A 17258-nucleotide genomic window follows, 5' to 3' on the forward strand; every position below is an offset into this window, starting at 1 on the left:
TTCTTACCTGGGAGGTATCGCAGTGTTCACCGTATTTTCCTTGAAGCGGGCGGCAACTGTCGTTGCGACAGTTGCCACAGCCGCGACGATGGCCGTCATTCCGGCGGCCGGAGCTCAGTCCGCACCGAAGATTACGTGGGAAGACTGCCCCGCCACCGTTGACGTCGACGGCGCTCAGTGCGGCCGGATTGATGTTCCGATGCGCTACGACCAGCCGGACGGCCGCAAGATCTCGCTCGGCTTCCTGCAGATCAAGGCGCAGCAGCCGGCAGCGAAGCGCGGTGTGCTCTTTGGTAACTCGGGCGGCCCTGGCGGCGATGCCTACACCTACTTCGGGTCGAAGAACGTCGGGTACAACTGGCCGCAAGAGATCCGCAACGAGTGGGACTTGGTCGCCGTGCAACCCCGCGGCTTGGCGCACTCCACTCCCCTAGAATGCCAAGACCCGGCGACCGGACAAGATCCGCTGGCGGTGGTGCGCGACACGGTCGACTCCGTGACCAACATGGGCGGATACGTCCGCCGCAGCTGCCAGACCGGCGGCCCCGGTTACCCGGAGTCCATCACCACGGACAACAACGCGCGCGACTGGAACATGGTCCGCCAGGCCCTGGGGTACGACAGGATCTCCATCATGGGCTTGTCGTACGGTACGTTTCTCGGGTCTGTGTACGCCACGATGTACCCGGCCAACACTGACAAGGTCGTCCTGGATTCCGCAATGGATCCGAACATGGCGTGGAACGACGTCATGGCGTCCCAGCAGGGAGGCTACGAGACGGTGTTGCACGAGTACTTCACCTGGCTGTCTATGAACGACCACAAGTACAAGATGGGCGACACACCGCTCAAGGCCTACCAGTACTGGTCCCGCCAGATCGTCGCCGAGACCGGCACGAACCCGACGCTCGTTCCCCCGCCGGCGCGCGTGGGTGACCTGCCTCCGGGGCTTGCAAGCTCCGGCCAAGCTGGCGCAGACCTTATGACCGCCACCGGCAAGGCCCGCGTGGAGGGCGAGAACGTGGTCAACATGATTCTCAACCCCGGAGCGAACCAGGCCAACTCCCAGTTGCTGCTCATGACCCGCCTGCTCATTCCGCAGCCGAGCCAGTGGCACCTGCTGGCCACCATGACCAACGGCACTGCCGACCAGGTCGGTGAGGTTCCTCCGCCAGCAGTCGCTGAAGAGCTCAAGCTGTCACAAATGCACACCCAGCAGTTGCTCTCTGTGCAGACCTGCAACGAGAACATCACCCCGCCGGACTACACGCTCATCCCGCAGGCTTTGTACACCAATTACATCTCCGGGGACATCTTCACCGCCATCAACGCCATGTACAAGAGCGGATTGATGTGCAACGGAGCTGCACCGGTCGTTGGACGCCCGCATCTCGACGGTTCCAAGCTGGCCGTGCGTCCCCTGCAGATCAACGCCACGCGCGATCCGCAGACTGTGTACGCTGGCCGCGGCACCCTGCACTCCACGATGGGCACGCAGTTGGTGACCGTGCACGGCCCGGGCCATGGCCACGTGGCGTTCGGCAACCCCGTTGTTGATCGCCTCGTGGTGGATTACCTGCGCACCGGCCAGGCAACCACCCTCAACGCGCCCGGCTACTTCGAAGCACAAGGACAATAGAATGAAGTTTCTCGCACTGTCGACCAGCGTCCACCGCTACCAGAGCTCCGGTATTCACACCGGCATGTGGCTCGGCGAATTCACGCACTTTTACGACGTGCTGACCAAGGCCGGCCACGAGGTCGACCTTGCCAGCGTCGATGGCGGCGCTGTCCCTATTGACCCGGTGAGCCTGAAAACCCCGGTGATCCAGATGGGCGGCACGAACAAGCGCTACAAAGACCCGGAGTTCATGGCGCTTCTCGACGACACCCCCGCCATCACCGACGTCGACCTCGACTCCTATGACGGGATCTACTTGATCGGCGGCCACGGCACGATGTTCGACTTCACTAACGAGGAAGTCACCGCCGCTGTGGCCCACTTCGCCGACGCCGACAAGATTGTCTCGGCTGTGTGCCACGGTCCGGTCGGTTTGCTCGACGTCACCCTCGCAGACGGTTCTTCGCTTCTCGACGGCCGCAACGTCACCGGCTACTCCTGGGCCGAAGAGAAACTGGCTCAGCGCACAGCCGAAGTCCCTTTCAGCCTCGAGGAGAAGCTGAAGGAGCAAGCCGGCGAGTACACCACCGCTAAGCTGCCCATGACGAAGCATGTCGTCGTGGACGGCAAGCTGGTCACCGGGCAGAACCCGATGAGCGCAGCCGGTGTCGGCGAGGCTGTGCTGGAGCTGCTGGACTCCTAAATCCCGCCTACAGGCGGTCGAGGATCATGCCCAGTGTTTCCTCGGCCGCCTTGATGTTTTCCTCGCTGGGATCATTGACGCTCAAGCTGACGAGCGTGCCGTTTTTCTCGGCCACAGTGTTGTAAGTGGACATCTGCTCCATTTCGGAGTCGGTCCGCTGGATGACGGCGTAGCCCCCATCCGCATCTGCAGTGAAGGGGAGCTCCTCAGCCGCGACGCTCATTACGCCTGCGGGCGACGTGAACGAGTAGTTTCCGCACTTTTCTGAGTCCGGCGTCGTTCTATCGCGCTCCGGATCCTTGGTCACGCTTAGGTCATAGGCAACCACTGCGAAACCGTCGGTTTGAACGTCACCCGCAGTGAAGGTCTCCGGCGAAACGTCTTCATCGTTGAAGTCGTCTTGGTTCCTCTGGAACTCCTCGCCGCACTCAGGGGGATCGAACTCGAACATATCCGCCGCTTGCACGTCCTTCATCACCTGGAGCAAGTCCTTGATCTGCTCCGGTGATTGCGTGACCACCTGCTCGCTCTTGAAGGTGACGCCATCGAACAACTGGGAGAGATCTTTCACCTCGGCCGACTCGGAGTTCTCAGCCGCCGTTTCTTCGGACGGGGCTGCTTCAGCACTCTCCCCCTGGGTTTCCGTGGCCGGCCCTTCTGCATTGCCCTGCTCGTCCGAGCTGCACCCGGCCACTAGCAGCAGCGTGGACGCAGCGACGGACGCCCCAATCGTTTTCAGTGCGCGTGATGTCAACATGGTGCTTCCTTTTCGTGTGATTCGGTGTTCTTACAGCTCTGCGGGACGGGTAGTTCTCAATCTTAGATTGAGGCAAGCTTTTACAAAGAAGATTCCATTTAGCTACGCCGTTCTGGCACCGCTGGCCCCACTCACCCTAGGAGCACAGCCAGCGTGGTGAGCTGGATCAACGCATTATTTGCAACGTGCGCGATCAAGCCAGCCCATAAGGTGCCGTGCCAGCGGGTGACAAGGGCGCACCCGAGACCAAAGAAGGTCGTGTACAGAATTGCCGGTGGGCTTACGTGGGCGATCCCGAAGATCACCGAACTGAGGATCACGCTCAGCGCGGCAGGCATGAGCGTATCGAAGTACCCCATGAGAACCCGGCGGAAGACCAGCTCTTCCAGGAACGGCCCTACGAGCAAGTAGGCCGCCAAAGTGACAATGATGGGAAGAGCACGCCCGACACCCACTTCTTCCAAGACCGACGTGTCCTCTGCATTGTTCAGCCCAAGGAGCGGCCCCAAGATCGAAGTCACAATGCCGGCGCTGATGATGATGGCCGGCACCTGCCACAGGAGGTGCCAACCGCGCTTGCCCAGTGGGAGATACCCCGCTTCGATCCCGCGGTTGCGCATGTAGCGCAGTAACAACCAGGCGGGAAGACCAAGCGCTATCACCATCATGAACGGCATAGCAACGATGAGGACACTTCTGTCGACGTCTAGTTTCCACAGCCCGACAGCCTGACCGATGAGCAGCGCGTACATCGAGACAATAGCTAACGCCGCAACGAGTGCGTCTTTGGCCCGCGGAGGCGTGAGAGTTTGCCAGTTCACCGAAAGCCCCTTAGTTCGAACTGGTTTCTAGTGCGCGTGTGCGACCTGCACCCTGGGATTGCCAGTGGGAGTTCCAGGGCCTTGCAGCATCGCCATGAATAGCGCGACTGTAACGACGAACAACCCGACAGGAATGAGAAAGACCAGCAGATTGATCGTCGGCAGTTCCTTACCTGCGGCTACTTCCTCCCAGGCGTAGAACGCGGTCGAGCCGAAGCCGAGCACAAGCAGAATTGCCCCGGTGACAGCGGTCTGCATAGCCGCGCCCTTGCCCTGTGAGATCTCCGGCCGATTGACGAGGTAGTACGTCAAGCCGATGATCCACAGCGTCGCTACAGTGTTGCCTAGCGCGATGATCGCTGAGGTAGTAGCTTGATTGGCCCCGTCCGGATCTGCCGCGGAAAGCGCAGCTAGAACCGCGATTATGGGAAAGCTCACGGCGCCGAAAAGCAGTCCGCCGAGGACAGTGCATTGCTTCATAACCTGATAGTAGACCGTGAACTCTGTGATTTTACTGAACCCCGGCGTGTTTCCCTGACTTTTTCTGGCCGCTTCCGCATCACCCGCCCTGCGCGATGCGGTTGAGCGTTTCCAGGTGGTGGCTGAGCGCCTCTCGCCCAGCCCTGGTGATCACGAACCGGGTCTGCGGCAACTTACCGACAAAGCCTTTCTTGGCTCGGACATACCCAGCGTATTCCAGTGCAGTCGCATGCTTCGACAATGTGGAGTCCGTCGTGTCCAGATGGTCCCGCAGATCCTTGAACGTCATTTCAACGACGTTGGAAAGAGAAGCGAGCAAGGAAAAGCGCAGCGGATTCGCCAGTACCGGGTCAAGCTCGTTTCGCAGGTGCGCCATGGATTATTTCATCCTCTGAACGCGCAGCGAGGCATAGTCCCACACCGGCCCTGCAAGGGCGAGACCAAGGTAAACGTAACTTTGCAGGACGAGTTGTCCGGAAGTGATGCTCGGACCCAAGAGGCTGAACCCCCACATGATTCCCCACAGTCCGATCATGACACCCCACCGAGCGCCAAAGCCTTTCGGTGCCGGGCCCGAAAGCGCCCCGAAGATAGCGGACGAGTTCATCCCAAAGAACACCCATGCCCCAATCACCGCCCACACGATCGGTGGTGGCGGGCCACCGCCATTGAAGTAGGAAGCGATGAGATACAGCGGCCCGGCTGCACAGAGCATGATGTAGCCGATCCAGCTTAATGGGAATCGGGCGGCATTGCGGGACAGGGTATTTGCGCGAGCGAGCATCTCGCGCGCTTCAGAAGCTGACGGGTTCATGGTCATCTCTCCAGGGTCGTGAAGTACTTTCCAGTTTGGAAAGTACTGTCTCGGACGCTGACCGTCAAGAGTCATCTTCAGAAAGAGCGAAACCTGCCGGCACGCACAAAAGGCCCGCCACGAAAGTGGCGGGCGGAGGGCGGACGCTCGTCGATAAGCTACTGCTTGATCGCAGAACCCTCGATTTCGATGCCGACCTTCTCGCTCAGCATCATGCCGCCGGAGTTCAACGGAGCCTGGAAGTCGATGCCAAACTCGCTGCGATTGATCGTGGTGCGCGCCTCAAAGCCCATGCGGATGTTGCCGAACGGGTCTTCTTCCACACCGAACGTCTCAACCTCGAACGTGACGGGCTTCGTGGTGCCCTTGATGGTCAGGTCACCGGTGACGGTGCCGTTGCCGTTTGCGTCGACGTCGAAGCTGGTGGCGTTGAACGTCATCTCCGGGTACTGCTCGACTGCGAAGAAGTCCTCGCCGCGGACGTGGGCGTCGCGGTCTTCGTTGCGGGTGTCGATGCTCTCCGTGCGCACAGTGCCGGTAGCAGTGCTTGCCGACGGGTCCTCCGCCACGGTAATGGACGCTTCGTAATCAGTGAACTCGCCACGGACCTTCGTCACCATTGCGTGGCGCACGGTGAAGCCGACGGAAGAGTGGGCGGGGTCTAGGTTGTAGGTGCCAGTGAGTGTGCTCATGGGATCTCCTTTGGGAACAATGTTGACTCGTCCACTAAGTTGGACAAGGCCGACTGTAGCCACATGTGTAGCCGGCGGCAACGAACCTTTAACAGCGAAACTTCATCGCGATATTCATAACGCATCTAACAGCACGTTCACGAAAGCCCCACCGGACACTAGTGGTGCCGTCGAGCGTCGGTCATCTTTCCTTCACTGGCCCCTCAAGTGGCCGGCCGCGAAGGTTGCCGCTCCCCCGCTGCGGCCCAACTTTCCACGTTTACTAATTCTCTGAGTCTGGTTGTGAATATCAGAAAAAAGGGAAAAGAAACTAACCCTGTCTGCTGCCTTCGCTTTCGCCCTAAGCCTCGCCGCTTGCGCCCAGGAGAGCAAAGAACAACCCGAAGAGGAACCCGGAGCTCAAGGGGAAGCACCCGAGGAGTCTGGCACTGAACTCGGCGATCGTTTCACTGGCACAGTCGGCGATTTCACCATTCGTGTCACAAACTTGGCCGATCCCTCGACGATCGTTGAGGTCGAAATGCCCGATTTTCGAGGGCAGGAAGCAGGTTTCGGTCGCCGCGGACGTGACCAATAACGGAACCCGCGAAATCGACTTAGCGTGCGGACTCGAGCTTGACGTGAACATTCTCGCGAACGGTTCTTCTTGGGGAAACGTAGGCTACCTGGAGCGCGTCCCGGGAAACCCAGCGTGCGGTGAAATGCTCAAGCCGGGCGAGACTAAGCAGATGATCTGGGTGTCCCCCATGCCTGCGGACCAGCAGCCCACCAATCTGAGCATTGAGGACACAGCTCACCCAGACGACTACCTTCAGCTCAAAGTCCGCTAGCGTTCCGTACTTCCCATAAGAGGTACACAGGATAATCGAGGCAGCAAACTGGCTTGAGAGACCGGAGCGGGATTATTTGATCGGTAGAACGATTCGCGCACAACTTGGATCTCGAGCGGGCGACGCTGTTTTCGCAACTTTGCCGGAATCTCTGCCACTTCCACTGTCTCCTGAGCAGCACACGCGGCTACGCCACTACCTCGGACTTGACATGTTCAGTGCTCGCTGTATAGTTCAGTACATGCTGACTATCGTTTCGCGTCTCGACGTGATGAACCGCCTGGGTCGTGCACTGGCCGACCCCACTCGATCCCGGATCATCTTGACCCTGCTCGACCATCCCGCTTACCCGGCGGAACTGGCTCGAGATCTGGACCTGACACGCCCGAACGTGTCCAACCACCTGGCATGCCTGCGCGATTGCGGGATCGTCGTCTCCGAGCCAGAGGGTCGTCGGACACGATACGAGATCGCCGATCCGCACCTGACGCAGGCGCTGACGACACTGGTCGATGCCACTCTGGCAGTAGACGAAGGCGCCCCGTGCATCGATCCCGCCTGCTCGCTTCCCGGATGTTACGCAGCTGGGGAGGACGCATGATCCTCACCACGGTCTTGCAGGCGATAGGCCTGTTCGCAGCTACCAACATCGACGACATCATCGTGCTCTCCCTCTTCTTCGCGCGAGGGGCAGGCCAGCGCGGCACTACCGCCCGCATTCTGGCCGGCCAGTACCTCGGATTCGCCGGCATCCTCGGTGCCGCGATCCTGGTGACCATCGGCGCCGGAGCATTCCTGCCCTCGGCAGCCATCCCGTACTTTGGTCTCATCCCTCTGGGCCTCGGCCTCTGGGCCGCATGGCAGGCCTGGAGCGGAGACGATGACGACGATGACGACGAGGCCAAGGTTGCCGGCAAGAAAGTCAGCGTGGGGACAGTCGCAGGCGTCACCTTTGCCAACGGCGGCGACAACATCGGTGTCTACACCCCTGTCTTCCTCAGCGTGGAACCTCTCGCAGTAGTCGCTTACTGCATCATCTTCCTCGCGCTTGTCGCGGTCCTGGTGGCCCTGGCAAAGTTCGTCGCCACCCGCCCCCCGATCGCGGAAGTGCTCGAACGCTGGGAGCACATCCTCTTCCCCATTGTTCTCATCGGCCTCGGCATCGTGATCCTCGTCAGCCGCGGAGCCTTCGGACTCTGACGTAGCGGCAGCGATCTAAACGGCCCCGGCCGGGCGCACCCCTCTCGGTTCAGTCCGCGACACCTACCTGCAGCCAGTCCTGCGTGATCGCAGCAACAAGACCGCCATGGAGCGCTGCAAAACCGCGCCATCGAGCGAACGAAGCCACAGCCTTAGAGTGCACGCGCCCCCGCTGTACCCGTCATTGACGCCCCTGATACTCCGGTTATTCCGGGTGCTTTCTCCGGCACCGTGGTGTGGGATGAGGACCGCTCCAAGCACGTCAACGACGGCGACGAGCGCATTCCGGGCCTGGCGGTGCGGGCGCCGATGGGGCGGCGAACCCATCACAATGCTCTGCGTTGACAACCACGTCGACATCAAAATCACCGCCACTGGGGAACATATCGCGGCCTACACAATGAGCGACGACAAGATCTACTACAACCAAAAAGACAACGAACTCAACCCACTATGGGGCACCCACAAATGACGAAATCTCGAAACTCGACCGGAACGATGTCTCGAGACAACACATGGTGTCCCCGACAGTGTCTGAAGTCATGACATAGTTGACACGGCGTGCCTGGGACAGCATTCCTGATGGTTGACAGGTCAGTCGCGACATTGTTGACACTTAGGGGGTAGAAACAATCTGGGGTGATGGTTGACACCTCAGTCGCGACATCATTGACACCTCCCGCCACCCCCGCGTGTTTAGTGACGGTGCTGGTATCAGTCGGGACATCGTTGACAGATGAACAGCCCGAACCGAAATCTCGCCATCGTCAAAGCCGTCCGCGATCAAGGCGAACCAGTCACCAAAGTCGCCAAACGATTCGGCATCTCCCGCCAACGCATCTACAAGATCCTCTCCGAGTTCGACGCCGGAGGCGAACAAGCCATCGCCCCCAAATCGCGCGCGCCGCACACCCACCCCAATGCCGTGCCGGAGACCCTGCGCAACCACATCATCGACATGCGCAAAGAACTCACCAAAGCAGGTTTCGACGCAGGGCCCGACACCATCGCTTTCCACTTAGGACAACAAGGCCTGCGTGTGCCGTCAACATCGACGATCCGCCGGATCATCACTGAAGCCGGACTTGTTGCCCCGCAACCGCAAAAGAAACCACGCAGCTCCTACATCAGGTTTGAAGCGGCCATGCCCAACGAATGCTGGCAGGCCGACATCACCTACCTCTTCCTCATCGACGGCAGGCGCGTAGAAGTCCTCGACTTCATCGACGACCACTCCCGCTACCTGCTATCGATCACCGCCCGGCCAGCATTTACAGGGCCAGCTGTCGCAGCAGAACTACAGCGCCTCATCGACACCTACGGCCCACCGGCATCCACACTCACTGACAACGGGCTGGTGTTCACCGCCCGACTAGCCGGACGCAAAGGCGGCAGAAACGCATTCGAGAAAACACTTAACGACAACCGTATCCAGCAGAAAAACGGCCGGCCAGGCCACCCACAAACCCAAGGCAAAATCGAACGCTTCCACCAAACACTCAAACGCTGGATCAACGCACAACCACCAGCAGAAACCATCCCCCAACTACAACGGCAGCTCAACGAATTCACCGCCTACTACAACACCGAACGCCCCCACCGATCACTCGGACGCCGTACCCCACACCAGGCCTACACAACAGGACCTAAAGCTGAACCAACCTTCACCCCGAAAGAAGAATGGCGCACCCGCAACGACGTCGTCGCCGCCAGCGGCAAAGTCACCATCCGCTACGCCGGCAGGCTCTACAGCCTAGGAATCGGCCGAGCCCACAGCGGCGAAGAAGTCCTGATGATCATCACCGACAACCACATCACGACATCACTAAAAGAAACCGGCGAACCCATCACCGAGCACTACATCGACACATCCCGCAACTACCAAAAACCATACTGGCGAAAAGGCCAACCCCCACTGACCTGAAAACCACAACCGGCGCCTTGGAAAAAATAAACACCAAGACGCCGGTTTGTCCACCATGTCGCGACTCATCTGTCAACAATGTCGCGACTGATGACACATGGTGTCCCCGACAGGATTCGAACCTGCGACCTTCGGTACCGGAAACCGATGCTCTAATCCGCTGAGCTACGGAGACGTACTGCTTGAAGCAGCGCACCTGACTTTATCACCGCCGGTGATGAGAGACTTAATCGGGCATGAGCCTCACGCGCTCCCGCTAGATTAAAGAAGACAGACGCGAGTCCTACCTTCTCGGGAGAGACAATGAACCGGTTGTTGCCTGCAATCCTCGCGGGTGTTCTATGCGTGAGCGGGTGCAGCTCGGAGCAGAGCGAACCAGTCCAGGTCACCGCGACGGTCACCGCAACGCACACGACCACCACAAGTGAGACGGTTAGCTCTACAAGCTCTGCATCGGTGGCCGCAGAACCCGATACCGTCACCAGCGAAACCGAACCCTACGTAGTCGAGTGCCTCGTAGGAACGCCAGGCCCCGCATTATGGTCGGACGGAACGATCGAACACTCCGAGTACTGCTTCTACGCCAACGACGGGCCCGCCTATCTCGAGCAAGAAAGCCAGTCTGGTTTGCTCCCAGGAGGGGCAGCCGTGAACGGTTACGGGTACGACGAATACGGCAACCCCAACCCATCCAGCGGCGAATTGCAGGCTGAATGGGGCTGCCAACAGGGATACATCACAGACCCTGAGATCTGCTCGTACTTCGAATAGGACTGACTATGCAGGAATCCCCTACCCGTCCCAGCACCGGCAAGCTCGTCTTTTCCGCGCTCTTCACCGTCGCCGGGTTACTCCTGTGCGTACTCGCGTTCCTTCCGGCTGCGGGCATTTCGCAATGGCTCAGCACTCGGGTCGTGGTGGCTCAGGCTGTCTCCTTCCCCATTGCTTTCGGCATCGGGCTCGCGGTCATTGCGGCGGTGCTTGGGGCCTTCCGGTTTGTCGTGGCGCCGCTTGTCTGGGCTGTGGCCGCCGCCTGCTTCATCGCTGCGCCCGTGCCGCCGCTTCTGCCGGGCTCTCTTCACGCGCAGGAGATGTCCTCTGACAGTGGGGCGTCGGAAAGCTTTTCGACGCTCCGGGTGGTCACCTACAACAGCCAAAACACCCTGACTGCCGCAGACGTGCAGGACATCGTCGACCGTTTTGACCCGCACGTGGTAGTTCTTCCGGAGGCGAGCAATGACAAGGTGGTAGCGGCATTCGCCGGGACGTCCTTCGCGGAGCGTGTCTTCACCTCGGAGCAGGGTGGCGGGATCGCACCAACGAGCATGGCGGTGCACCCTGACCTCGGAGAACTAGAACACATCGATGCCCCGCCCACGACGTGGGGTTCGCTGGCGTTCCGAATCGCAGCCGGGCCAACAATCGTGGCCGTGCACACGACTGCCCCACTGCCCAGCATCATGGATCAATGGCGCGGGGACCTGCACAGTATCGCGGGCTGGGTCGATGTCAACGTCGATGAAAAGGCGATCATCGCCGGCGACTTCAACGCAACCATGCGCCACGGCCCCATGGCAGATTTGGGGCCGATGCAGGACTCGGCACGAATGTGCTCCCGCTACCCGGAGGGCACATGGCCCACGGACGGCATCGTGGGTCTGCGCTCGCACATCGACCACGTGTTAGTCCCCGCAGCCGGGGTGGACGGCTGCGCAACCGTCCGCGTCGGCAACGGGGACCACTTGGCGTATTTCGCTGAGATTAGTACAGCTCAGCGTTAGGGATGACGATCCAGCAGATGATGTAGATGAGCAGACCAGACATGCCCGCGAGGAACAGCGCGACGAACACGAGGCGCACGAGCGTCGGGTCAATGTTGTAGGTCTCGGCGATGCCGCCGCACACGCCAGCGATGTAACGGTCGTTCATGGAGCGCACGAGCTTCTTGTTGTTACGCGGCTGGGGGCTGGGCTGGTAGGTCATGATGGCGGTTCCTTTCTCGGGTGGGGGTGGATGTTGTTGTTAACTGCTGTTCACGCTGACAACACCCATTCAACCCATTCGCGGCACCTGCGACAACGGGGATTGCCCTGATATTGACCCTGGGTTTTACCCTGAGGTCAGCTCCGGCCCGTCCGGGACCTGGCGCTTACCGCCGGGCACGTTCTCGACGTCCATGACTCCCTGGAAGAACCGCTCGAGTGCGGGGACATCGTCGGTGTTGAGGTGGTCGAATACCACGCGCCGGACGCTTTCCACGTGGTCCGGCACTGCCCGGTAGAGCGCATCCCGGCCGGTCTCCGTCAGGCGCACCAAGACACCACGCGCGTCACCCGGGCTCTTTTCCTTCGACACCAATTCGCGGCGCTCCATGCGCGTGATCTGGTGGGACGTGCGCGAGCGGTCCCAATCCAACTCGGTGCACAAGTCGCGCAGGCGCAGACTCTCCCCCTCAGCTTCGCTGAGAGCGACGAGGACTGCATACTCGGACGTCGACAGCTGCGCACTGCAGAGCAGCGTGTCCTCCATGACACGGGAGACCTTGCGGGCGGCCTGCAGCATGAGACGCCACAGAACCTGTTCCTCGTCGGTAAGCCAACGCTGTTCTGCCTTCATGGCGTTCTACATTAATACGAAAAACTATAAACTGTGATCCGGTTAAGAATTTCCCTTTGCGAACCTTTTCAATTCCTGGATGGACGCGGTCTTCGCCGCCGAGACGCGATCGAAGCGGTGCGGGAAACACGTGAGAACGAAGACCTGGGCTGTTTCGCCCGCCTTGGTGAACACAGCGTTCATGGACTCCAGGCGTTTCGGGTCGGTCGCGCCGAGGGCATCGTCGATGACCACCGGCACAGGCGTTGTCCCCTGCTCCCCTGCGGCCACCAGGTCAGCGATGGCAAAGCGGGTGAGCAGTGCCATCTGCTCTTTGGCGCCGCCGGACAGTTCCGACAGATCCACTGTCGTGCCGTCGACGGTGCGGGCCTGCACCCGGAGCTGATCATCGAGGGTGAACTCGGTGCCGGGGCCGAACACGCGGCTCGCATGACGCTGCAGCGCCTGAGCGAACGGAGCGGCGTACTTCGCGCGCGCAGAGTCACGGTGAAAGACCATCGTGTCACGCAGCAGCTTCGCCGCGTTCGCTTTGCGGTGCAGCGCATCTCGGCGCACGGTCGCGGTCTCCAGTTCAGCGCGGGCGCGGTCGAGGTTCTCTGCTTCACCGTCGGCGCTGTTGACAGTGCTCAGCAGCTGCAGACGACTTTCGTGGGCATGGCGGTGGCGCCGGTTCAGATTGTCCAAACGGTTGCGTTCACCCTGGAGGCGCTCCTCAGCATGTTCTGGGTCGACCAGTTCGACTTGCTTCTTCAACTCGTTAGCCTCTGCCGCCGCGGCGGTCTGCGCAGCTGTCGCGGTATCGCGGTTGGTGGCCAACTGCTCGTCGGAAAGCTTCTCGCGTGCGGCGGCGAGCTGGGCGCGTGCGGCTTCGACATTGCCGCGCTGCACTTCAATGCGGGTCTCCAGTTCCGTCAGCGCAAGCGTGTGCGGTTTCGCGCGCAACGGGGTCATCTTCGCGTCAAGGTCCGCCACGGTGTCGCGGGCTTCGGCATCGGCACGGCGGGCCGCGTCGAGTGCTTCTTGCGCTTCGTTGACAGGGGGGATCTCGCCGTCGTGCGTCGCGACGGCTTCGCGCAGCCGGGTCAGCTCCTCGCGCAGCTCGTCAGCCTCGGCGCCGCGCAGGATGTCAGCGCGACGGGAACGGGCGGCCTCTAGAGCTGCCGCCAACTCGCGGTGCTCATCCCGCAGGCGGCGGGCACCGTCTAGGTCCTCGCAGCCGATCGTAGCGAGCAGGCGGTTGACGTCCGCTTCCGCGTTGTCCAGATCCGTGGTGGCGGTCTCTGTCCCGGCGGCGGCGCGGAAGGTCAGGGTGATGTCGGAGATGCGGATCTCAGTGCCGTCGAAAAGCGCGATGGAGTCTGTGCCTCCGCACGAGACCTCGTCACCGTTGACCGTGAATGCGGCGCCAGCCGGCCCGGCAATATCAAGCCGTGCTGCTGTCGACTCCACGATTCTGCGCTGCACGGTCAGGGTACTCGTGGCGTCCTCAAGCGCGCGGACGTCAGCATCTGTGACCCGGCGCTCCGGCTGCGCCTTGACCAAGCGGGCGATCTCTTTCTCGACAGCGTCCAGACGGGTGACAACTCCGTTGAGTTCCTCCACCCGTGCCCGTGCATTGGCCGCGGCAAGCGCTTGCTCAGCGGACCCGAGGTTGTCCCGCGCGGTGACTGCGTGCGCACGGGCCTGCTCGTGCGCTTTCTCTGCCTCGGCCAGTGCCTTCCTTTCGGCATCAGCCTTCTCACGGGCCGGCTCGTGCTGCTCCTTGAGGGTGTTGAGGGCAGCTTCGGCGTGTTCGACACCGGCGATGACAGCCTGGCGGGATTCGATGTCGTCGTTGGCGCGTGTGAGATCCTTTTCGGCACGGTCAGCCTTGTCCTGTGCAGCGGCGAGTGTGGCGGCGAGTTCGCGCGCAGCTTCCGCTTCGGCAGCACGGCGGGACAGCGCCTGCTCCGCCTCGGGAAGTTCAGCCTCAATGGCGGCCATGTCAGCGCCGTGCTGGGCATACGCGTCGACCGCGGTCTCGTAGGCCCGCATGGACTGCTCGGCGGCAGTGACCTTCTGCTCGGCGGCTTCAACCGCCGTCTCGGATTCCTTGAGGTCTTTGGTCGGCTTGCCGGATTTGGTGAAGTACCGCAGGTACTCCTCCTCCACGCGGCGCATGAGCCCGGAATCTTCCGCTTCTTGCGCAGACTGGCCACCGGCACCCTGCGACGTTCCCAGCGCACGGGTGAAGGTGGGGATCCCGGCGGCTTCGATCGCATCCGGCAGTGACCCTTGACGTAGGAACAAGGTGTCCATCAGCTGCTGGTCCACATGGTTCGCCAAGATCTCGTTCAGACGGTTATGCGCCTGCTCGCCGGTAAGGTTCTCGGGCCGCGGGGAGAAGATCTTCAGCTCGGCTTTTCCCTTTGCCCCTTTGGCGAAGCGTTTGTAGATCTCGAACGTGTACGGGCCGACTGTCGCGTTGAGACGCACCTCCGGCAGCTCGTCACGCCCGACCGGGTTGAGTTTCCGGATCTTCGTGGAGGTGTGCTTGATGTTCAGCACCGCGTCGAGCGCGTCCAGGATGGTCGACTTACCGGCCTCGTTGTCGCCGTGGATGAGGATGACGCCGGTATCTGGGATGTCAGTCAGCTCGAGGTGCTCCACGGCGCGCACATTGTCAATGATCAGGGAGTGAATGCGCATTATTTCGGCTCCTTGCTCAGACGGAACAGCAGGTTGACGGCATCACGGGCGGTCTGGGGATCGCTCGTCTCGGCAGCGCCGAGCAATGCGGACATGGCATCCCGGGCGTAACCGGCAAGCGGCAGATTGGCTAGTTCCTCATCATTCGGCTCGAGGTGGAGGTCCATGAGCCGTTCGCGCTCATACAGTGCCCCGAACACATTGCGCTGCGCGGCCAGGCCTTCCTCGAGTTCCCGCGTCGCCTCCAAGCCGAGCGTGCCCGCCAAGGAATACTTCACCGCAGTGCGACTCTTGTGCGGGTACGCCTCCAACTCCGCAATGACGCGGCGCACGTCCTCACCGTCGCTGACCTCCCAGTGCAGCGCATCAAAGGTCCATTCGCCGACGGCATGCTCGTTGACATCGACGTCGACATCGGTCGCCGCTCGCTTATCGACGCTCACCACCAACGCCTTCCCCGAGTTCACCTCATTCCCGGCCACATTGTCGCGCCGGTCGTGAAAGTCCGTGGTCTCCGGGGAACCGGAAAACCAGATCCGGCCGCTGGCACCCACTGGCTGGGCCGAATGGGTGTCGCCCAGTGCGACGTAGTCGACCACTCCGTTCGCCAGGGCTTGCTCCAGACCGGTCAGTGAGATCAGGGCTGGGTCATCCTCTCCCCTGCCTTCGGCCTGGCCGTGAGCCACGAGGATGCGGACACTGTCAGTCGGTTCGAGCTGGGCAAGAGCTCGGGCGGCCAAGTCCTCGTTGGCGTAACGAGCCAGCAGCGGTGCGCCGACGATCTCCACGCCCGGGCGGGCCTCGACAGGCGTGCTATCTGCCAGAACGGTGACATTGCTGAGCTGAGCGGCGTGTTCCAGCGCAGCGCCAGGCAGCAGCGGGTCATGGTTGCCCGGGAGCAGGAACACCGGCACGGGCAGCGAGCCGAGTGCTTCGAGGGCGCGGCCCATCGTGCGTTCACTCAACGCGTTCGCGTCGAAGACGTCACCCGCAACGACGATGAACTCCGCACCGTGCTCCCGGGCCAGGTTTCCGAGTTTCTCCACCGCGCGCAGGCGGGAATCCTCAAAACGCGATTGAGCGTCGCTGTCTTCACCGTCGAGGAACCAGCGCGTCATTCCCCATTGAAAGTCCGAGGTGTGAATGAAGGTTACGTGTGTGGAGTCCTGTGCCGAGCCCATGCTTTAACAACTACCAAACGACCCGGACACCGCCACCACAACCCCGAACATCCGTTCGATCACGCTGGTGAGAGACGCGTTCACCTGCGCGTCAGCTCGTCGTACAGATCCTCCAGATCAGACACCGCCCGCAGCTGGTCGATGTTGGTGAAAGAAATCGTCTGCATCGCCTTGTGCAGCAGATCCAAGTCCGAATCCTCGATCATCGGGGCGGTCTTCGGTTGCGGCAGATCCGGCAACTCGTGGCCCGTCCAGAATTGCTCAGAGCCTTCAGCCGCAGATTGCTTTGCCCGCTCACCAGCTGTTGTGCGCAGCTGCTGTTCCAAGGTGTTCAAGTCGAGGTTGCGCAGGCGGAAGATCAGGGTGGGATCAGCGTCGATAAGCTCCGCGGCTTTGATGGCCACCGCAACCCCGTGCTTGCACACGTCGTAGTTGTCCGGGCAGTCGCAGCGGAAGCGGATCTTCTCCCCGTCGGCGGCAACAAGTGCGTTGAGTAGCTCCTTGTGGAATCGTCCCGTGCGGGCGGCCTTGAGCGCGTTCGCATTGTGCGCCATGAGTTCCAGGGCTTGTTGGATCGCGTCCGCATCGCGGTACGGCAGCAAGATCATCGTCGTGAACGGCTCGTTTTGGCTGCCGGCGACAGAGCCGGTGAAGCGGCCGATCTCAGTCCGGACCTCGAGGACATTGCCCTCATCGGCGTACTTGCGTCCGCGGCCGTAGCGCCCCTGGTCGGCACCGCGCTGAGCGGCTTGCAGAATGATCTCCGCGGCAGGGTTGAGCCGCAGCGAGCGTGCAGTGCGCTTGAAGGGGAGCTCGACGGCTTCAGCACCGGCTTCAGCCTGTTCGCTGCGCGCTTCTTCCGCACTGGTCACCTTTTTGCGCTGCGCGAAGTTGACCCAGGTGACGTTTCCTTCTTGCGGGTGCGCCATGG

19 protein-coding genes, 1 tRNA gene and 1 pseudogene are annotated in these 17258 nt (G+C 61.4%); 9 read left to right on the forward strand and 12 right to left on the reverse strand.

The features are described from left to right. Positions 1-40: 40 nt before the first annotated feature. Both HMPREF0291_RS09315 and HMPREF0291_RS09320 read left to right on the forward strand, forming a co-directional pair. Positions 41-1639 carry an alpha/beta fold hydrolase gene (locus HMPREF0291_RS09315; RefSeq protein WP_232210298.1) on the forward strand — a complete coding sequence of 533 codons (1599 nt, stop codon included), beginning with the start codon at positions 41-43 and terminating at the stop codon, positions 1637-1639. 1 nt (position 1640) lies between these two features. After that, positions 1641-2324, forward strand: coding sequence for a type 1 glutamine amidotransferase domain-containing protein (locus HMPREF0291_RS09320; protein WP_005290609.1), 684 nt, complete (start codon positions 1641-1643; stop codon positions 2322-2324). Positions 2325-2331: 7 nt separating this feature from the next. On the opposite strand, the gene HMPREF0291_RS09325 is transcribed toward HMPREF0291_RS09320, so the two are convergent. From HMPREF0291_RS09325 to HMPREF0291_RS09350, 6 genes are all read right to left on the reverse strand, one after another. Beyond that, on the reverse strand, positions 2332-3081 hold the full coding sequence (locus tag HMPREF0291_RS09325) for a hypothetical protein (RefSeq protein WP_005290613.1): 750 nt from the start codon (positions 3079-3081) through the stop codon (positions 2332-2334). A 131-nt stretch (positions 3082-3212) separates the two neighbouring features. Beyond that, complete coding sequence (locus HMPREF0291_RS09330) at positions 3213-3902, reverse strand: CPBP family intramembrane glutamic endopeptidase (protein ID WP_040423778.1); 690 nt, start codon at positions 3900-3902, stop codon at positions 3213-3215. Positions 3903-3929: 27 nt separating this feature from the next. Continuing rightward, the gene (locus HMPREF0291_RS09335; protein ID WP_005290619.1) at positions 3930-4382 is read right to left on the reverse strand and encodes a hypothetical protein; all 453 of its coding nucleotides are present in this window, start codon (positions 4380-4382) and stop codon (positions 3930-3932) included. Positions 4383-4461: 79 nt separating this feature from the next. Beyond that, entirely contained in the window at positions 4462-4758 is a 297-nt protein-coding gene (locus tag HMPREF0291_RS09340; RefSeq protein ID WP_005290622.1) for a winged helix-turn-helix domain-containing protein, read from the reverse strand. Between the two features lie 3 nt (positions 4759-4761). Then, complete coding sequence (locus HMPREF0291_RS09345) at positions 4762-5202, reverse strand: hypothetical protein (protein WP_005290626.1); 441 nt, start codon at positions 5200-5202, stop codon at positions 4762-4764. Positions 5203-5354: 152 nt separating this feature from the next. Continuing rightward, positions 5355-5888 (reverse strand): YceI family protein, encoded by a 534-nt coding sequence (locus HMPREF0291_RS09350; RefSeq protein ID WP_005290628.1) that lies wholly within the window; start codon positions 5886-5888, stop codon positions 5355-5357. Between the two features lie 566 nt (positions 5889-6454). Between HMPREF0291_RS09350 and HMPREF0291_RS09355 the strand changes: the two genes are divergently transcribed. From HMPREF0291_RS09355 to HMPREF0291_RS09375, 5 genes and pseudogenes are all read left to right on the forward strand, one after another. After that, positions 6455-6718 (forward strand): hypothetical protein, encoded by a 264-nt coding sequence (locus HMPREF0291_RS09355; RefSeq protein ID WP_040423780.1) that lies wholly within the window; start codon positions 6455-6457, stop codon positions 6716-6718. A 241-nt stretch (positions 6719-6959) separates the two neighbouring features. After that, a complete protein-coding gene (gene cmtR, locus HMPREF0291_RS09360) occupies positions 6960-7319 on the forward strand; it encodes a Cd(II)/Pb(II)-sensing metalloregulatory transcriptional regulator CmtR (protein WP_040424527.1) in 360 nt (119 codons plus the stop codon). Then, on the forward strand, positions 7316-7918 hold the full coding sequence (locus HMPREF0291_RS09365) for a cadmium resistance transporter (RefSeq protein ID WP_005290642.1): 603 nt from the start codon (positions 7316-7318) through the stop codon (positions 7916-7918). Before cmtR ends, HMPREF0291_RS09365 begins: the two co-directional genes overlap by 4 nt. Positions 7919-8219: 301 nt before the next feature. After that, positions 8220-8390: pseudogene (locus tag HMPREF0291_RS11645) on the forward strand (IS481 family transposase); the annotation flags it as partial. Between the two features lie 264 nt (positions 8391-8654). Next, the gene (locus HMPREF0291_RS09375; protein WP_005287373.1) at positions 8655-9842 is read left to right on the forward strand and encodes an IS481 family transposase; all 1188 of its coding nucleotides are present in this window, start codon (positions 8655-8657) and stop codon (positions 9840-9842) included. Positions 9843-9940: 98 nt separating this feature from the next. Here the strand turns inward: HMPREF0291_RS09375 and HMPREF0291_RS09380 are convergent. Then, a tRNA-Arg gene (locus HMPREF0291_RS09380) sits at positions 9941-10017 on the reverse strand. Between the two features lie 281 nt (positions 10018-10298). On the opposite strand from HMPREF0291_RS09380, the gene HMPREF0291_RS09385 reads away from it, so the two are divergent. Together HMPREF0291_RS09385 and HMPREF0291_RS09390 are read left to right on the forward strand one after the other, a co-directional pair. Further along, positions 10299-10613: a hypothetical protein gene (locus tag HMPREF0291_RS09385; RefSeq protein WP_156774839.1), complete on the forward strand. Its 315-nt coding sequence runs from the start codon at positions 10299-10301 to the stop codon at positions 10611-10613. An 8-nt stretch (positions 10614-10621) separates the two neighbouring features. Next, positions 10622-11623 carry an endonuclease/exonuclease/phosphatase family protein gene (locus tag HMPREF0291_RS09390; protein ID WP_005290649.1) on the forward strand — a complete coding sequence of 334 codons (1002 nt, stop codon included), beginning with the start codon at positions 10622-10624 and terminating at the stop codon, positions 11621-11623. Here HMPREF0291_RS09390 and HMPREF0291_RS09395 read toward each other — a convergent pair. From HMPREF0291_RS09395 to HMPREF0291_RS09415, 5 genes are all read right to left on the reverse strand, one after another. Further along, complete coding sequence (locus HMPREF0291_RS09395) at positions 11604-11825, reverse strand: PspC domain-containing protein (RefSeq protein WP_005290651.1); 222 nt, start codon at positions 11823-11825, stop codon at positions 11604-11606. The two genes, HMPREF0291_RS09390 and HMPREF0291_RS09395, sit on opposite strands and share 20 nt — an antisense overlap. Positions 11826-11951: 126 nt before the next feature. After that, positions 11952-12458, reverse strand: coding sequence for a MarR family winged helix-turn-helix transcriptional regulator (locus HMPREF0291_RS09400; protein WP_005290654.1), 507 nt, complete (start codon positions 12456-12458; stop codon positions 11952-11954). Between the two features lie 42 nt (positions 12459-12500). Beyond that, positions 12501-15146, reverse strand: coding sequence for an AAA family ATPase (locus HMPREF0291_RS09405; RefSeq protein ID WP_005290657.1), 2646 nt, complete (start codon positions 15144-15146; stop codon positions 12501-12503). Continuing rightward, positions 15146-16327, reverse strand: coding sequence for a metallophosphoesterase family protein (locus HMPREF0291_RS09410; RefSeq protein WP_005290659.1), 1182 nt, complete (start codon positions 16325-16327; stop codon positions 15146-15148). The genes HMPREF0291_RS09405 and HMPREF0291_RS09410 overlap by 1 nt, the downstream gene beginning before the upstream one ends. A gap of 80 nt (positions 16328-16407) precedes the next feature. Next, on the reverse strand, positions 16408-17256 hold the full coding sequence (locus tag HMPREF0291_RS09415; protein WP_005290661.1) for a hypothetical protein: 849 nt from the start codon (positions 17254-17256) through the stop codon (positions 16408-16410). Positions 17257-17258: the final 2 nt, after the last annotated feature.

The organism is Corynebacterium genitalium ATCC 33030 (assembly GCF_000143825.1).
Classification (GTDB): Bacteria; Actinomycetota; Actinomycetes; order Mycobacteriales; family Mycobacteriaceae; genus Corynebacterium; species Corynebacterium genitalium.

What these genes read in the sequence shown, in the direction of transcription:
- HMPREF0291_RS09320 (WP_005290609.1), top strand. Translation starts at nt 1,641, where the DNA reads ATGAAGTTTCTCGCACTGTCGACCAGCGTCCACCGCTACCAGAGCTCC.
- HMPREF0291_RS09325 (WP_005290613.1), bottom strand. Translation starts at nt 3,081, where the DNA reads ATGTTGACATCACGCGCACTGAAAACGATTGGGGCGTCCGTCGCTGCG.
- HMPREF0291_RS09335 (WP_005290619.1), bottom strand. Translation starts at nt 4,382, where the DNA reads ATGAAGCAATGCACTGTCCTCGGCGGACTGCTTTTCGGCGCCGTGAGC.
- HMPREF0291_RS09340 (WP_005290622.1), bottom strand. Translation starts at nt 4,758, where the DNA reads ATGGCGCACCTGCGAAACGAGCTTGACCCGGTACTGGCGAATCCGCTG.
- HMPREF0291_RS09345 (WP_005290626.1), bottom strand. Translation starts at nt 5,202, where the DNA reads ATGACCATGAACCCGTCAGCTTCTGAAGCGCGCGAGATGCTCGCTCGC.
- HMPREF0291_RS09350 (WP_005290628.1), bottom strand. Translation starts at nt 5,888, where the DNA reads ATGAGCACACTCACTGGCACCTACAACCTAGACCCCGCCCACTCTTCC.
- cmtR (WP_040424527.1), top strand. Translation starts at nt 6,960, where the DNA reads ATGCTGACTATCGTTTCGCGTCTCGACGTGATGAACCGCCTGGGTCGT.
- HMPREF0291_RS09365 (WP_005290642.1), top strand. Translation starts at nt 7,316, where the DNA reads ATGATCCTCACCACGGTCTTGCAGGCGATAGGCCTGTTCGCAGCTACC.
- HMPREF0291_RS09375 (WP_005287373.1), top strand. Translation starts at nt 8,655, where the DNA reads ATGAACAGCCCGAACCGAAATCTCGCCATCGTCAAAGCCGTCCGCGAT.
- HMPREF0291_RS09390 (WP_005290649.1), top strand. Translation starts at nt 10,622, where the DNA reads ATGCAGGAATCCCCTACCCGTCCCAGCACCGGCAAGCTCGTCTTTTCC.
- HMPREF0291_RS09395 (WP_005290651.1), bottom strand. Translation starts at nt 11,825, where the DNA reads ATGACCTACCAGCCCAGCCCCCAGCCGCGTAACAACAAGAAGCTCGTG.
- HMPREF0291_RS09400 (WP_005290654.1), bottom strand. Translation starts at nt 12,458, where the DNA reads ATGAAGGCAGAACAGCGTTGGCTTACCGACGAGGAACAGGTTCTGTGG.
- HMPREF0291_RS09405 (WP_005290657.1), bottom strand. Translation starts at nt 15,146, where the DNA reads ATGCGCATTCACTCCCTGATCATTGACAATGTGCGCGCCGTGGAGCAC.
- HMPREF0291_RS09410 (WP_005290659.1), bottom strand. Translation starts at nt 16,327, where the DNA reads ATGGGCTCGGCACAGGACTCCACACACGTAACCTTCATTCACACCTCG.
- HMPREF0291_RS09415 (WP_005290661.1), bottom strand. Translation starts at nt 17,256, where the DNA reads ATGGCGCACCCGCAAGAAGGAAACGTCACCTGGGTCAACTTCGCGCAG.